Consider the following 14,740-nt stretch of genomic DNA (forward strand, 5'->3'; position numbering starts at 1 on the left):
GGCTTTTTTCCGCGCGGCGCGACCATGTTGCTCGCCTTCAAGGCCGCGCGACGGGCAGCAGCGTCCTGGTTTCGATCTTGCCGTCCACCGAGAAAATCAGGAATTCGGTCGCCTGGCCGATCCTTTCACCGCCCATCAGCCTGACGAGGTCGTCGACCCCGCCGACCGGGGTGCCGCCGATGGCGAGGATGTAGTCGCCCTCGCGCAGCCCGCCGCGCGCGGCCGGTCCGCCGGGCTCGAGCCTGCGCACGCGCACCGAGGTGGAGCTGCTCGTGCCTGCGGCGAGTGCCACCTTGCGCGGCAGCGCGATGGTGTCGCCGGCAATGCCGATGAAGGCGCGCCGGACGTGGCCGTAGCGCAGGATCTCGGAGATGACGAAGTTCGCGGTGTTCGAGGCGACCGCGAAGGCGATGCCCTGGGCGCCCTGGATGACGGCGGTGTTGACGCCGATCACCTCGCCGCCGGACGAAACCAGCGGACCGCCCGAACTGCCCGGATTGAGCGCGGCGTCGGTCTGGATCACGTCGTCCATGAGGCGCCCGCTGGCCGCCCGCATGGAGCGGCCGAGCGCCGACACGATGCCCGCGGTGACGGTCCATTCGAACCCCAGCGGGTTGCCGATCGCGACCGCGATGTGGCCGCGCCGCAGGTTCTTCGAGTCGCCCAGGCGGGCCCAGTGGCCGACGCCGGAATCGGCGCGGATGAGCGCGATGTCGGTGTCGACGTCGCGACCGAGCACCCTGCCTTCGGTGACGAGCCCGTCGGGCATGGTGATGCGCACGGCCTTGGCCGTCTCGACGACGTGGTTGTTGGTGACGATCAGCCCGTCGGACGAGATGGCGAAGCCCGAGCCGTGCCCGGCGCCGGCGCCCAGGCGCTCGATGCGGCTGACGGCCGGTCCGACCAGGTCGACCACGCCGGCCACCGTCCGCGAATAGGCGTCGGTGATCGCCCCGTCGTCGGCGGGTCTTATGTCCTTGTCGATGAAGCCCATGATCCGGTCCTCGAGACGCAGCGACCTATGGCGATTTGCCGTGGCGGCGGAGTGCCTGTTCATGCCCTGTTCGCATTAGATGGATGGGCGAGAACGCCGGTTCAAGCCGGCGGGACTGCCTGTGCACACTGCCGGGCGCGACCCTTCGCGCCGGCGATCGCACACATGGGTCGAGCGCGCAAGCAAACCCTGCTAGACTTCGCCCGGACAGGTTCCCTCGGCAGGCGAACGGGGCACGGCATGGTCGACGGACTGAGGTTCAAGACGGCGCGGCAGCTTTTCGCGGCGTGCCCCACAGCGGCCGGCGACATGCTGGCTGTTCCCGACGACAGGCCGTCGGTGGCGTTCTGCCGCGCGCTGCTCGCAGGCAGGACGCCGGAGGAAGCGATCAGCTTCTGCGCCTGCATGCTGCCGACCCGCGCCGCCGTCTGGTGGGGGCATGAATGCCTGGGCAATCTCGGCGATCTCCTGGACGAGCAGGACCACGGCCTGCTCGCTGAGGTGCAGGCATGGGTGGGCGGGTCCGACGCTTGGTTCGGCGAAGACGAGGCGATCGAGCGCCGGACGTCGGCCGGGTGGATCGCGCTGGCCGCTCGCAACGGGCCACAGGACGAGGCAGCAAGGGCCGTCGCCACCGGCATCCTGATGGGGCTGGCGCGGGTGGCGCTCGACGACAGGCGCTCGGTGCTCGCCGACTTCGTCGAGATGGGCATCGCCCTCGCCGAGGCGGAAGCGCTGCAGCAGGCGTGAGAGCGTTCAGCGGTCGAAGAGGAAATAGCCGACCGCAATTCCCGGCATGCCGGGCCGCGCCTCGATCTCGCGGCGGATCTTGGGGAACAGGTCGGAGGCAAGCTCGGGATCGCGGATGTCGGCGGCGCGGATGCCGCCGTCGCTGGCAAGCGCCATGATCAGATGGGGCTCGGGCTCGCCCGCCTCCTGGTCGCTGAGCGGAAACAGCTTCATGCTGAAGGTGGCTTCGCCTGTATCGGTCCGCTTGAGCAGGCTGGCGAAATTGTAGACCACGCCGTCCTTGCCGATGAGGAGCAGGTTGACGTCGCGCTTGCCGGCCCCGGTCAGCTTGCCCTGCAACGAATCTCCGACCTTGAGCCGGTCCTTGCTGAGTTCCAGCCCGGGGCTGGTGGCCGCATCGGGGCGCAGCGCCTCGAGGAAGTCGGCGACGGGGCACTGGTCGCGTTCGATGATGCGAGGATCCAGGGTGGCCGTCCTGCCGAATGCGCTGGAAAAGTCGCGCCCGAGCTTGTCGAACGGCGCCCTGAAGGTGGCAAAACCCTCGATCCGCGGGTTTTGGGCGCCGATGTCGGCGCTGGCGGCATAGAAGCACGGCCCGCCGTCGAAGGCTTTCAGCCAGTCGGCGGCGCTCGCCGGCACCGGCGCCGGCTTGGCGGCGGCCTCCCTGGGCGGTTCGGCCGGCTTGGCGGACGGTTTCGTTCCGGCCTGGCCGGAAGGTGCCGGAGCCACATTCTTGGTGGAGCCGTCGGCAGGAGGCCGGGGCGAGGGTTCGAGCGCCGGCTTGCCGCCCTCGCCCGGCTGGCCCTGGCCGCCGCCAAGCAACCCGTCGAGCGCACCGGAAAAATAGGCGCCGCCGCCGGCAACGACGAGCGCGGCCAGCGCCAGCGCCGCGACGAGGCCACCTCGCCCCGAGGGCTCCCGGCGGGTGTCGGCCGGGCTCGGCGGCGTAGGCGCTGGAGCGGGTTTGGCCGACCGCTGGGCGTTGCGCCAGGGAGCGTCGCGCGGCAACAGCGATTCCGGCGGCGGCGGAGCACTTCTTGGCGTTCCCGGCGCCGTGGCCGAGCCGGGAGGCCGCCAGGAAAGCTCCGACGCCGCGGGCTTCGCCGGCGGCGGCGCGGTCGCGCCGCTCGTCTCGCGCAGCCACTCCACGATCTCGGTGGCACTTTGCGGCCTGTCGGCCGGGTCGGGCTGCAGCATGGATTCGAGCAGCGGCCTGATGTCGCCGTCGATGCCGCCGAGGTCCGGCACGGCGCGCCGCTTCTCGATTACCTCGACGGGGGAACTGCCCATGTCGAACTGCCTGCCGCGCAGGGCGGCGGCAAGCACGAGGCCAAGGCTGTAGATGTCGGAACGTTCGGTGACCTCACCGCCGAACAGCCCGACCTGCTCGGGCGAGACGAAGCTGTATTTGCCGGCAAAGCTGCCGCCGAGCAGCGTGCCGCCGCCGACATTGGTCGAGCGGGCGATGCCGAAGTCGATGATCTTGGTCTTTTCGACATTGCCGCCGGGCAGGACGATGTTGTCGGGCGACAGGTCGCGGTGGATGACCCCGGCCTCATGCGCGACCGACAGGCCGGAGGCGACGCGGGCCAGCATCTTGCGCGCCTCGCGCGGGTCGAGCGGGCCCTTGCGGATGCGCTCGCCCAGCGACTGGCCGTCGACGAACTCCATGGCGAGATAGGGCCGGCCGATCGCCGGGTCGATGGTGAAGACGTGGTAGCGCACGATGGCGTCGTGCGAGAGGTGGTTGAGGATCGAGGCTTCCTTGCGGAACAGCGCCAGGATGGCCTGGTCGCGGGCGAACTCGCGCAGCACCACCTTGATGGCGACGGGGTCGCCGGTCTGGATGTTGTGGCCGCGGTAGACCTCGCCCATGCCGCCGGTGGCGATGTGCTCGTCGATCTCGTAGATGCCGTTGAGCTGGACGCCGGGGCGCACGCCGGCATCGGGTGCGATGCGGGTCTTGTCGTCCGACGTCATGACCTTGTTCCATCGATGCGCGAACGCCGGTCGGCCATTGCTTCACACCTGCGGGTGCTGGATCACGGCGCGACAATAACACGGAATTTTGCGCCCGGCTCGCCTTCTGCCGGACCCGCCCGAGGCGACGTTTACCGCCTACGGCGAACTCCGTTGACACCTTCCCCGGCAAGGAGGATGCTCGCAGCCGAGACTGCAAGCCGTGCCTAGCCGAGTGAACGCTGCGATCCCAATGGAGGAGGCAGTCAATTGGTGTGCGGGGGCTTGTCGCCCAGGTGCAGTGCCGGTTTTCCTGCGCGCCTTTTCGGCGCCATCCTGGCGTGCGCCGCAATGCTCGTGCTTGCCGTCGGCGCTGCCTCGGCCGCCGGGGTGAACGGCCGCCGGGCCGCGCTCGTCATCGGCAACTCGACCTACCAGAACCTCGTGCAACTGCCCAACGCGGTGAACGACGCCGACCGTATCCGCGAGGTGCTGGAACGGGCGAATTTCGAGGTCACGCTGGGCAAGGACCTCGACAAGAAGGGCCTGGAGGAAGCGATCCTCGGCTTCCTGCGCACGCTGAACGACGGCGACGTGGCCCTGTTCTATTACAGCGGGCACGCCGTGCAGGTGGCCGGCAACAACTACATGATCCCGGTCGACGCCAGCCTCGCGACCTCCTACGACCTCGAGGTCGAGGCCTACAACATGTCGAACCTGCTCGAATACATGCGCGAGACCTCGTCGCTGCAGATCGCCATACTCGACGCCTGCCGCGCCAACCCCTTCGCCAACAATTCCTACTATGTCGGGCAGAAGAAGGTGGCGGTGGAGGGCAAGAAGGGCCTCGCCACCGTGGCGCCCGAGACCGGCACGCTGATCGTCTATTCGACCGCCCCCGACCAGGTGGCGCTGGACGGCAGCGGCGACCTCAGCCCCTTCACCGGCACCTTCGCCGAATTTGCGCTGAAGCCGAACGTGGAGGTGCGCAAGCTGCTGAGCGACATCCGCTCCGAGGTGGTGCGGCGGACGGACGGCAAGCAGACGCCGTGGGATACGTCGAGCCTGACGTCGTCCTTCTTCTTCGTCACCCGGCAGAACCTGCTGATCATCGAGGACCTGCGCGAAGTGCGCGTGCCGCCCGGCATCGAACAGGTGGCGCTGCGCATCTCGCCGCCGATCACCAGCGGCGACACGCCGCTGGGGCTGAGCTTCACCAAGCTGCCCGACAAGGGCTCGCTGTGGCTCGACGACAAAAAGCTCGATCTCGACAGCAAGATCGCGGCCGACGACGTCGAACGGGTGATGCTCAAGCCGTCGGCCGCCGACATGACCGCCGACGAAGTGCGCTACAGCGTCACGACCGAGGGCGGGCGCAGCGCCAGCGGCATCGTCAAGGTGGTGGTCGACCCCAAGGCGACGGCGGAGAAGCCGGTCAAGCCGACGCTCGCCATCCAGCGCGGCGAGGAGGAAAAGCCCAAGCCCGCGCCGAAGCCGATCCAGGTGGCCATGGCGTCGGACATCGGCACCGGTTTCGTGCCGATGCCGGAAGAGGTGGTGCGTTCGGTGAGCGTGCCGAACGGCTGGCTGCGGCTCGAAAGCCGCGATCCCGAGACCCAGGTGGCGGTAGGCGAGGACGTCGTGTCCGAGGGCGACCTGATCAAGGTCGAGGACATCGCCAAGCTGCGCATCCGTCCTTCGCTGCGCGTGGTCAGCGACGCCGAAGCCGCCGAGCCCAGGGTGGCGGCCGGCGGGCAGCCGGGCACCGAGACCAAACCCGCGGCGGCTCCCCTGCCCGCGCCGAAGGCAATGCCGGCGCCGGTGCGGACCGTGGTGCTGACGCCGGCCGTGAAGACGCAGGCGCCCGCGCCGATCACCATCAAGGTCGCGGTGTCGGTCAACGAATGCGACACGCTTGCCGCCGAGCCGCTCGACGTCCAGGCGGTGTCGGACGGCAGGCTGCCCAACGACATCGACGTGCCCAAGGCGCTTACGGCCTGCAAGGCGGCGGTCGGGCAATATCCGGACGTCGCGCGTTTCAGGTACCAGTATGCGCGCGCGCTCTACGCGAACGGCCAGTTCGACGCCGCGCTTTCGGAACTCAACGCCGCCAGCGACGCCGGGCATGTGCGGGCGAGCTATCTGCTCGGGCGGTTGTATCAATTGGGAGCAGGCGTGAAACGCGACGTTCGCAAAGCTGTTTCGCTATATGAAGCAGCCGCCAAGCGCGGCGACCCATATTCGCAATATGCTTTGGGCCGCGCGCTGATCGACGGACGCGGTGTCGGCACCGACATCGACCGCGGCCTGGCGCTGCTGGGCGGCGCCGCCGAGTCCGGCCACACCTATGCCATGAACCAGCTGGGCTGGGAGTACCACATCGGCGAGCGCGTGAAGAAGGACGACGCCAGGGCGCTGCGCTTCTTCACCGAATCCGCCGGGCGGCAGGACATCTACGGCATGGTCAATCTCGGCGTCCTCTACCGCGACGGAGGTGGCGTGCAGCAGGATACCGCCAAGGCGGCCGAACTGTTCGAGAAGGCCCGCGCAAACGGCCATCCCTATGCCGGCCGGCTGCTGGGGCGCATGGCGGTGAAGAACAAAAGTGCCGACCCTGCCACCCTCGTCCGCTGGTACCGCGAAAGCGCCGAGCGCGGCGATGCCTGGGGCGCGTTGTTCGCGGCGGAGCTTCTGCAGGACAATCCGTCGCTCAAGGCGGACGACGGCGAAGTCATCCGCCTGCTGGCTCTGGGCGCGTCTCAGAACGTGCCCGATGCATCCGACGAAGCGAAGGCGGCGCTGGGCAAGATGGGCAGCCGCGACATCGGCATGCAGGTCCAGGCGGCGCTTGCGCGCATGGGGCAGGATGTCGGCGACATGGACGGCGTTTTGGGCGCGCGCAGCCGCGAAGCCGCGAATGCGGTGCTTGGCGAAGCGGCGCCGCGGGAGCCGCGGCAATTGTTGATCGATTTGCTTCGGAAGGAGTGGCTGGCCTCAAGGCCCCGGCTCGACATGCTTTGAAATCTCGAAACCGACAGGGAGACACGAAATGCGATCGCTCGTCCTCAGGCTGCTCATGGCGACCGCGGCCGTATCGGTGGCGGGGTGTCTCCCGATGATGAAGGCGGAGGAGCCCGTCGTGGTCCAGCCGGCTCCGGTCCAGGTCAAGAAGGCGCCGGTGAAGAAGGTGGCGGCGGCACCGGCACCGGTGCAGAAGAAGGTGGTCAAGAAGCCTATCGTTCCGCCCACTCCGGCTGCGAACGAGCGTGGGGACAGGGAGGGCAGTGACAGCGGTGGTGGTTGGGGCGGATAGAGTCGCTGGCCACGCCTACCCGAACTCGTAGGTGAACCCCTCGCCTGACGCGCCCACGGTGACGCGCGTGAGCTTTTCGCCGTCGAGCGAGCGGTTGAGCACGCCGCGGCTCAACTCCGGCAAAAGCGTGTTGGTCAGGATCGCGTCGATCATGCGGCCGCCGGATTCGATCTCGGTGCAGCGCGCCTTGATGAGCTCCATCACGCCCTCGCCGATGACCAGTTCGGCGCCGTGGCTGGCCGCCAGCCGCCGCGCGATCTTGGCGAAGTGGTGGCGGGTGATCGCCTCGATCATGTCGCCCGACAGCGGATAGTAGGGGATGGTCACGACGCGGCCGAGGAAGGCCGCGGGAAAGACCTTGAGCAGCGGCGCCCGCAAGGCCGCGTCGAGGTCCTCGACCTTCTCGCGCAGCTGGCCGTTCCTGGTCTTCTGCATGATGACCTCGGAGCCGACATTGGAGGTGAGCAGGATCAGCGCGTTCTTGAAGTCGATGCGCCGGCCCTCGCTGTCGTCCATCATGCCCTTGTCGAAGACCTGGAAGAAGATCTCGTGCACGTCGGGATGGGCCTTCTCGACCTCGTCGAGCAGGATCACCGAATAGGGCCGGCGCCTGACCGCCTCGGTCAGGATGCCGCCCTTGCCGTAGCCGACATAGCCGGGCGGCGCGCCCTTGAGGGTGGAGACGGTGTGCGCCTCCTGAAACTCCGACATGTTGATGGAGATGAGGTTCTGCTCGCCGCCATAGAGCGTCTCGGCCAGCGCCAGCGCCGTCTCGGTCTTGCCGACGCCCGACGGCCCGCAGAGCAGGAACACGCCGACCGGCTTTTCCGGCGCGCCGAGGCCGGCGCGGCTGGTCTGCACGCGCTTTGCGATCATTTCCATTGCATGATCCTGGCCCACCACGCGCTCGGCCAGCGTCTGCGCCAGGCGCAGCGCCTTCTCGGTCTGGCTCGACAGCATGCGGCCGGTGGGGATGCCGGTCCAGTCCTGCACTACGGCGGCGACCGCGTTGCGGTCGACCGACAGGAGGATCAGCGGCGCTTCGCCCTGGGCTTCGGCGAGCGTCGCCATCAGTTGCTTGAGCCGGGCGAGATCGGCGACGGGATCGGAGGGCGGGGATTTTGTCTCTCCCTTGCCCTTGGCCGGCGTGTCGCTTGCGGAGGTATCCCCGCCCGTGGCCGTAGCCGTACCCCCACCCCTAACCCCTCCCCACAAGGGGGAGGGAGATTCCTGCGCTTGCGCGGAAATATTGCCGGCGGTTGCGACGGCTGCAGCAGCCGCTTCGGCGATGTCACCCCTCTCCCCCTGTCGGGCCTGCGCTTCGCCAGCCTCGGCGATTGCCATCGAATTCGCTGACGATGCCGGCTCCCCTCCCCCTTGTGGGGAGGGGTTAGGGGTGGGGGTACCTGAACCGTCGGCCGTTGCCGAAGCTGGTGGCGTTTCTCCTCCTTCTTCCGGCGCAAGTTCATCCGCGCCCGAAGCTCCCGTCACAGGGTCGAGCGGCACGCCCTGCCCGCGCAGCCGGGCGCGCAGTTCCAGAATTTCGGCGGCAAGCGCCTTCTCGGCGTCCCAGCGCACCTGCGCGGCCGCCAGCGCCGTCTCGGTGTCGGCCAGGCCTATTTCGACGCGCGCGCGCCTGTCGTCGACCTCTATGCCGATCGCCGCCTCGCGGCCGATGATGCCCTGCTCGACCTCGAGCGCCTGCTTGCGGCGCATCAGGTCCTCGACCTCGCCCGGCCGGGCGTGCTGCGAGACGGCGACGCGGGCGCAGGCCGTGTCGAGCAGGCTGACGGCCTTGTCGGGCAGTTGGCGCGCGGGAATGTAGCGGTGCGACAGCCGGACCGCGGTTTCGATCGCCTCGTCGAGGATCTGCACCTGGTGGTGCTTCTCCAGCATGCCGGCGACGCCGCGCAGCATCAGGATGGCGGCGGCCTCCTCGGGCTCCTCGATCTTGACCACCTGGAAGCGGCGGGTGAGTGCGGGGTCCTTCTCGATGTGCTGCTTGTACTCGGCCCAGGTGGTGGCGGCGATGGTGCGCAGCTCGCCGCGCGCCAGCGCCGGCTTGAGCAGGTTGGCGGCATCGCCCGTGCCGGCAGCGCCCCCGGCGCCGATCAGCGTGTGCGCCTCGTCGATGAACAGGATGATCGGCACCGCGGACGACTGCACCTCGTCGATGACCGCCTTCAGACGCTTCTCGAACTCGCCTTTGACGCTGGCGCCCGCCTGCATCAGCCCGACGTCGAGCATGCGCACGCTGACGTCCTCGAGCATCGGCGGCACGTCGCCCTCGGCGATGCGCAGCGCGAAGCCCTCGACCACGGCGGTCTTGCCGACGCCCGCCTCGCCGGTGAGGATCGGGTTGTTCTGGCGCCGCCGCATCAGGATGTCGACGATCTGGCGGATTTCGGGATCGCGGCCGACCACGGGATCGATCTTGCCGTCCCTGGCGCGCTGGGTGAGGTCGGTGGCGTATTTGGCGAGCGCCGAATCGCCACCCGGCCCGGCACGCCGCGGCGTCTCGGAGGCAGGCGCGGCGACCGGCGCGCCGGCTTCGATCGAACCCTCCATGACCTCGCCGAAGCGGCCGATGACGGCGTCGGCGTCGACCTTGTCGAACTCGGCGCTGATCTTCGACACCAGCCCTTCCAGCACCGGTGTCCTGAGGCAGGCGAGCAGGATGTGGGCGCTGCGCACCTCCTCGGTGCCGAATTCGAGCGTGGCGAGGCTCCACGCCTCCTGGATGGCGTGGAAGATGTGGTCGGAGAATTCTTCGATCGACGTCGCGCCGTAAGGCAGCTTGTCGACGGCGCGCGTCATGTCGGCGGCAATTCGCGCGGCGTCGACGCCCGCGTCGCGCAGGATCATCTGCATGTCGGAGCGGTCGGACAGGACCAGCTGCTCGATGAAGTGGACGAGCTCGACATAGGGGTTGCCGCGGAGCTTCGCGGTGTCGGCGGCGGCCTTGAAGGCGCGCACGCATGTGGGGTTGAGCTTGCCGACGAGTTCCTTGCGCTTGACGCCCTGCGATGCCCTGCGCTGCTGCATGCCCCTTTGTTCCATGGGACTGCTCCGATGGCCGGACTGCGTTGCCGACAGCTTGCCACACAAAGCGGAAGTTTACAAAGCGGTGCCGGGGTTTAGCGGTATCAGACGAAACCGGAACAATTCGCACGATGCAGGTCACCATCGCTTAATCCATGGCTTCGCCCAACTTTGAGCACGCATCGAATTGTGATAAACCAAGGCTGAGTGAAATACCGGCGACTTCCGACCTTCGAGTACTGGCGTGGGGGGATGCGTGGTTGATCTTGCTCTCTGGCTTAGTCCGCTGGACGGTGCGAATCCGTCGGGAGAAGATTTGCGCAACGATCCCCGCTTCCACGAGCTGGAGCGGCTGACCGAACCCGCCGCCGAAGTCGTCCACGACGCCAACAACAAGCCCTCGGCGGAAGTCGCCGTGCCGGTCGACTGGTCGGCCGTCCTGCGCAAGGCCGACGAACTCAGGCCGCATGGCCGCGACCTGCGCCTGCTCATCATCGTCACCCGCGCACTCGCCAACGAAGAGGGTTTTCCCGGTCTCGCCGAAGGCCTGACGCTGATCGCGCGGAGCTTCGAGCAGCACTGGGAGACCATGCACCCTGCCCTGCGGCCCGCCGGCACGCCGCGCGACGCGGCGCTGAGGCGCGTCAACGCGCTGCTCGACCTGCAGAATGCCCAGGACGGGCTGTTGGGGAACCTGCGGCGCATGAAGCTGTTTGCCCCGCGCGGGGTCGGCCCGGTGAGCGGCCGCGACCTCGAGCAGGCGGCGATCGACGAGCGGGTGATGCTGCAGGAGGCCGCACAAGGGCTGAGCAGCAGCGAAAGGGCCGCACTTGCAACCGCCCATGAGCAATTGTTGGCGCGGGTGCGCAGCGCCTGCGCGGCGCAGCGGGACCAGGCGCCGGCGGAACTGGACCGGCTGGCAGCCGAGCTGCAGGCCGCACGCGCCGCCCTCGATGAGCTCGACAAGGCGTTCAACGCCCGCGTCGAGGCGACGGGTTCGGCCGTGCCGTCGCTGTCGCGCTTCCTGGAACGCGCCCTGGCCACGCTCGAACGCGTCTCGGCGCGCGCGGCGCCCGCCGGCGCCGAGGCGCCCCCGCCTCCGGTCGGCAACGGCCACGACCCCGCGCCCGCAGCCGTGCAGGCCGGCGCGGCTGTGCTGCCGGAGCGGATCAATTCGCGCGACGACGTGGTCAAGTGCCTCGACCTCGTCATCTCGTTCTACGACCGAACCGAACCGTCGAGCCCGATCCCGCATCTGGCGCGGCGCGTGCGCAGGATGGTGCCGATGGATTTCGTAGAGCTGATGGAAGATCTGGCCCCCTCCGGGCTGAAGGAATTCCGGCTCCTGGCCGGGGTTCCGGACACGAAGAAGACGCCCCAGAAGGATGAAAGGTAGCCAAGCATGCCAGCCGAAAGCAAAGCAAAGGTCATCGAGCGCAATCGTGCACCGCGCGTGCAGATCGCCTACGACGTGGAGACCTACGGCAGCCCGACCACGATCGAACTGCCGTTCGTCATGGGCGTGATGGCCGATCTCTCCGGAGCGTCGCAGACCAGGGAAGCGATGAAGTCGATCCAGGATCGCAGCTTCGTCGAGACCGACGCCAACCGGTTCCCGAAATTCATGGAAGCGCTGGGGCCAAGGGTGAAGGCGCGGGTGAAGAACACCCTGCCCGTCGCCGAGGGCCAGGCGACGGACGAGGAGCTGGCGGTCGACCTGAGCTTCGCCAGCATGGGCGACTTCGCTCCCGACAAGGTCGCCGAGCAGGTTCCGCAGTTGGCGGAAATTCTCAAGATGCGCCGCCAACTCGTTGAATTGCTGGGCTTCATGGATGGCCGCGTGGATGCCGAAAAGCGCATCGCCCAGCTCCTGAACAACGAACCGCTTCTGGGACAGATCGCCAGCCAGGCCGTGGCCGGCGAAGACAAGGTCGAGGGCTGAACCATGGCCGAACAGCAGAAAGTCGCAACCGTCGCCGAGGCCGAAGCCGTCGACCTGGGCGAATTCGGCGAACTCCTCGAAAAGGACTTCAAGGTCAAGAAGGACGACAGCGAGAAGCTGCAGCAGCTGGTGCGCAACCTGGCGCTCGCCGCCAAGTCGCGCTCCGAGACGACGACGATCTCGTCGAATGCGATCAAGTCGATCAAGTCGCTGATCGCCGGCATCGACAAGATGCTGTCGGAGCAGGTGAACGAGATCCTGCATGCGCCGGAAGTGCGCGAGATGGAAGGCACCTGGCGCGGCCTCTGGTACCTGGTCAACAACACCGAGACCGACCAGAAGCTGAAGATCCGGGTGATGAACATCTCCAAGGAGCAGCTGGCCGATACGCTCGAAGACTACGAAGGCCAGATGTGGGACCAGAGCCCCATCTTCAAGAAGGTCTATACGGACGAATACTCGATGTTCGGCGGCGAGCCGTTCGGCTGCCTGATCGGCGCCTACGAGTTCTCCAACCACCCCCGCGACGTCAGCCTGCTGCGCAACATCTCGGGCATCTGCGCCTCGGCGCACACGCCGTTGATCGCGGCCGCCTCGCCGCGCCTGTTCCGCATGGACAGCTGGCAGGAACTGCCGAATCCGCAGGACCTGCAGCAGATCGTCTCCAATCCCGCCTATGCGTCGTGGCAGTCGCTGCGCGAGAGCGAGGACGCGCGCTACATCGGGCTCGCCATGCCGCGCGTGCTGGCCCGCCTGCCCTATGGCTCGGAGACGGTGCCGGTGAAGGGCTTCGCCTTCGAGGAGGAGGTGCAGGGCGACCACCACAGATATGTCTGGATGAACGCCGCCTTCCCGATGGGGGTCAACATCAACCGCAGCCACAAGCTGTTCGGCTGGGGCACCCAGATCCGCGGCGTCGAGAACGGCGGCGCGGTGATCAACCTGCCGGTGCACAGCTTCCCGACCGACGACGGCACGGTGGCGATGAAATGCCCGACCGAAGTGGCGATCGACGACCGGCGCGAGGCGGAGCTCGCCAAGCTCGGGCTGATGCCGATCCTGCACCGCAAGAACACCGACATCGCGGCCTTCATCGGCGCGCATTCGCTGCAGGACGACGAGACGCGCGCCGGTCGGCTGGTCGATCCGGACGCGCAATCCAACGAGCGGCTGAGCGCCAACCTGCCCTATCTGTTCCCGGTCTCGCGCTTCGCCCACTATCTGAAGGCGATCGCGCGCGACAAGATCGGTTCGTTCAAGGAACGCTCCGACATGCAGATCTGGCTGACGGAGTGGATCAACCGCTACGTGCTGGCCAATCCGGCCTTCGCCGACGACAAAGCCCGCGCCAAGCGGCCGCTGGCCGCCGCGGAGGTCCAGGTCGACAGCGTCGAGGGGCGGCCCGGCTACTACAACGCCCGTTTCTACCTGCGCCCGCACTACCAACTGGAAGGGATCAACGCTTCGCTCCGCCTCGTTTCGGAGCTGCCTTCCGTCAAGTCCTGATTTTGTCCTTGAGCCACGGAGAGCGAAATGCCTGAGATCAGAACCAGAATAGACGGTTTCCTGAAAGTCCCGGACATCCCCGGCCCGAGCGTGCGCGACGGACATGAGGAGGAGATCGAAATCTACGGCGTCGACTACAACATGGTCGCGCCGCACGATCCGAACTCGCTGTCGCGGCGCGGCCGCGTGGCGCTCGGCATGATCGAGTTCACCAAGCACTACGACATGGCGTCGCCCTACCTGCAGAAGGCGCTGTTCGAGAACACGCTGATGGACGAGGTGGTGTTTTCCTGCCGGCGCACCATCGAGGGCGAAACGAGCGACTACCTGGTGGTGACCCTCACCGATGCCTCCGTGGTGACCTACCACATGCACCCGAGCGAGGACGAGCCGGACGTCATCGAGGACAAGGTGGCGTTCGCCTACAAGTCCATCAAGTTCAACTATGACGACAAGCATGAGGTCGAAATGGATGTCCATGTCGGCAAGTGAGCATGCCCGCCGTCACGGTACCGATACAGCGCAGACCACAGCAAGCCCGCGGGCCAGACGGGAGGCCGTCCAGCCGTCCCTGTGGGATCGCCTGCTGAACGACATCCCCGGGCTCGCCTCGGAGATCGATGCCCTGCAGCGGGCATTGCAGGACGAGCTGGGCGCCGAGCGCCTCGACGGGCTGATGACCGCCGGGGCGCGGGCGATCGACGCCGACGCGGAGCTGACGGCCGAGCAGAAGCGCCGGCTGCACCGCCTGATCGTCCAGAACCGGCACCGCGCCGAGCTCGAAAGCCGCGGCGTGGTGGTGTCGGCGCGCGTCCTGCGCGAGGCGGTGCGGCGCGACATCGAGGCGCTGTTCAACACCGAGCGCTTCGAGGCTCACCCGCTGCTCTCCGACTATGAACTGGAGCAGTCGGCCGGCCTGCCGCCGACGCTCGAGGACTTCCCCGAGGTGCGCCGCAGCGTCGTCAACTACGGCGTGCCCTCCTTCTCCGGCCGCTCGTCGCGCGATTTCGACCGCGAGACGCTGGCGCGCGAGATCCGCGCGGTGCTCGCCACCTTCGAGCCGCGCCTCAAGGAGAGCGCGACCAAGGTGACGGTCAATCTCGGCGACAGGACGGGTCTCAAGATCGAGATCGACGCCGTGCTCATCATGACGCCGACGCCCGAGCGCCTCAGGCTGCGGACCACGATCAACCTCGACAACGGCGTGGCGCGCACGGACTTCAAGGAAGCCTGA

At 67.8% G+C, this 14,740-nt stretch carries 11 protein-coding genes; 8 read left to right on the top strand and 3 right to left on the bottom strand.

The window, feature by feature from the left end:
• Positions 1-37: 37 nt before the first annotated feature.
• Entirely contained in the window at positions 38-994 is a 957-nt protein-coding gene (locus PV773_RS09360) for a trypsin-like peptidase domain-containing protein (RefSeq protein ID WP_347966295.1), read from the bottom strand.
• Positions 995-1,234: 240 nt separating this feature from the next.
• On the opposite strand from PV773_RS09360, the gene PV773_RS09365 reads away from it, so the two are divergent.
• On the top strand, positions 1,235-1,744 hold the full coding sequence (locus tag PV773_RS09365; protein WP_347966098.1) for a hypothetical protein: 510 nt from the start codon (positions 1,235-1,237) through the stop codon (positions 1,742-1,744).
• A gap of 6 nt (positions 1,745-1,750) precedes the next feature.
• Here the strand turns inward: PV773_RS09365 and PV773_RS09370 are convergent, their stop codons facing one another.
• Positions 1,751-3,724: a serine/threonine-protein kinase gene (locus PV773_RS09370; RefSeq protein WP_347966099.1), complete on the bottom strand. Its 1,974-nt coding sequence runs from the start codon at positions 3,722-3,724 to the stop codon at positions 1,751-1,753.
• A 330-nt stretch (positions 3,725-4,054) separates the two neighbouring features.
• Here PV773_RS09370 and PV773_RS09375 point away from each other — a divergent pair, with 330 nt between their 5' ends.
• Together PV773_RS09375 and PV773_RS09380 are read left to right on the top strand one after the other, a co-directional pair.
• Entirely contained in the window at positions 4,055-6,724 is a 2,670-nt protein-coding gene (locus tag PV773_RS09375; protein ID WP_347966100.1) for a caspase family protein, read from the top strand.
• Between the two features lie 28 nt (positions 6,725-6,752).
• Positions 6,753-7,016 (top strand): hypothetical protein, encoded by a 264-nt coding sequence (locus PV773_RS09380; RefSeq protein ID WP_347966101.1) that lies wholly within the window; start codon positions 6,753-6,755, stop codon positions 7,014-7,016.
• A 15-nt stretch (positions 7,017-7,031) separates the two neighbouring features.
• On the opposite strand, the gene PV773_RS09385 is transcribed toward PV773_RS09380, so the two are convergent.
• Positions 7,032-10,061, bottom strand: coding sequence for an ATP-dependent Clp protease ATP-binding subunit (locus tag PV773_RS09385; RefSeq protein WP_347966296.1), 3,030 nt, complete (start codon positions 10,059-10,061; stop codon positions 7,032-7,034).
• A gap of 253 nt (positions 10,062-10,314) precedes the next feature.
• Between PV773_RS09385 and tssA the strand changes: the two genes are divergently transcribed.
• From tssA to tssE, 5 genes are read left to right on the top strand one after another with little or no spacing between them, the layout of a single operon-like run.
• A complete protein-coding gene (gene tssA, locus PV773_RS09390) occupies positions 10,315-11,454 on the top strand; it encodes a type VI secretion system protein TssA (RefSeq protein ID WP_347966102.1) in 1,140 nt (379 codons plus the stop codon).
• 6 nt (positions 11,455-11,460) lie between these two features.
• The gene (gene tssB, locus PV773_RS09395) at positions 11,461-12,000 is read left to right on the top strand and encodes a type VI secretion system contractile sheath small subunit (protein ID WP_340040177.1); all 540 of its coding nucleotides are present in this window, start codon (positions 11,461-11,463) and stop codon (positions 11,998-12,000) included.
• 3 nt (positions 12,001-12,003) lie between these two features.
• Positions 12,004-13,506 (top strand): type VI secretion system contractile sheath large subunit, encoded by a 1,503-nt coding sequence (tssC, locus tag PV773_RS09400; RefSeq protein WP_340040175.1) that lies wholly within the window; start codon positions 12,004-12,006, stop codon positions 13,504-13,506.
• Between the two features lie 27 nt (positions 13,507-13,533).
• A complete protein-coding gene (tssD, locus tag PV773_RS09405) occupies positions 13,534-13,998 on the top strand; it encodes a type VI secretion system tube protein TssD (protein WP_347966103.1) in 465 nt (154 codons plus the stop codon).
• On the top strand, positions 13,985-14,740 hold the full coding sequence (gene tssE / locus PV773_RS09410; RefSeq protein ID WP_347966104.1) for a type VI secretion system baseplate subunit TssE: 756 nt from the start codon (positions 13,985-13,987) through the stop codon (positions 14,738-14,740). Before tssD ends, tssE begins: the two co-directional genes overlap by 14 nt.

The sequence above is a fragment of the Mesorhizobium sp. CC13 genome (assembly GCF_039907765.1).
Lineage (GTDB): Bacteria > Pseudomonadota > Alphaproteobacteria > Rhizobiales > Rhizobiaceae > Aminobacter.

What these genes read in the sequence shown, in the direction of transcription:
- PV773_RS09360 (WP_347966295.1), bottom strand. Translation starts at nt 994, where the DNA reads ATGGGCTTCATCGACAAGGACATAAGACCCGCCGACGACGGGGCGATC.
- PV773_RS09365 (WP_347966098.1), top strand. Translation starts at nt 1,235, where the DNA reads ATGGTCGACGGACTGAGGTTCAAGACGGCGCGGCAGCTTTTCGCGGCG.
- PV773_RS09370 (WP_347966099.1), bottom strand. Translation starts at nt 3,724, where the DNA reads ATGACGTCGGACGACAAGACCCGCATCGCACCCGATGCCGGCGTGCGC.
- PV773_RS09375 (WP_347966100.1), top strand. Translation starts at nt 4,055, where the DNA reads ATGCTCGTGCTTGCCGTCGGCGCTGCCTCGGCCGCCGGGGTGAACGGC.
- PV773_RS09380 (WP_347966101.1), top strand. Translation starts at nt 6,753, where the DNA reads ATGCGATCGCTCGTCCTCAGGCTGCTCATGGCGACCGCGGCCGTATCG.
- PV773_RS09385 (WP_347966296.1), bottom strand. Translation starts at nt 10,061, where the DNA reads ATGCAGCAGCGCAGGGCATCGCAGGGCGTCAAGCGCAAGGAACTCGTC.
- tssB (WP_340040177.1), top strand. Translation starts at nt 11,461, where the DNA reads ATGCCAGCCGAAAGCAAAGCAAAGGTCATCGAGCGCAATCGTGCACCG.
- tssC (WP_340040175.1), top strand. Translation starts at nt 12,004, where the DNA reads ATGGCCGAACAGCAGAAAGTCGCAACCGTCGCCGAGGCCGAAGCCGTC.
- tssD (WP_347966103.1), top strand. Translation starts at nt 13,534, where the DNA reads ATGCCTGAGATCAGAACCAGAATAGACGGTTTCCTGAAAGTCCCGGAC.
- tssE (WP_347966104.1), top strand. Translation starts at nt 13,985, where the DNA reads ATGTCGGCAAGTGAGCATGCCCGCCGTCACGGTACCGATACAGCGCAG.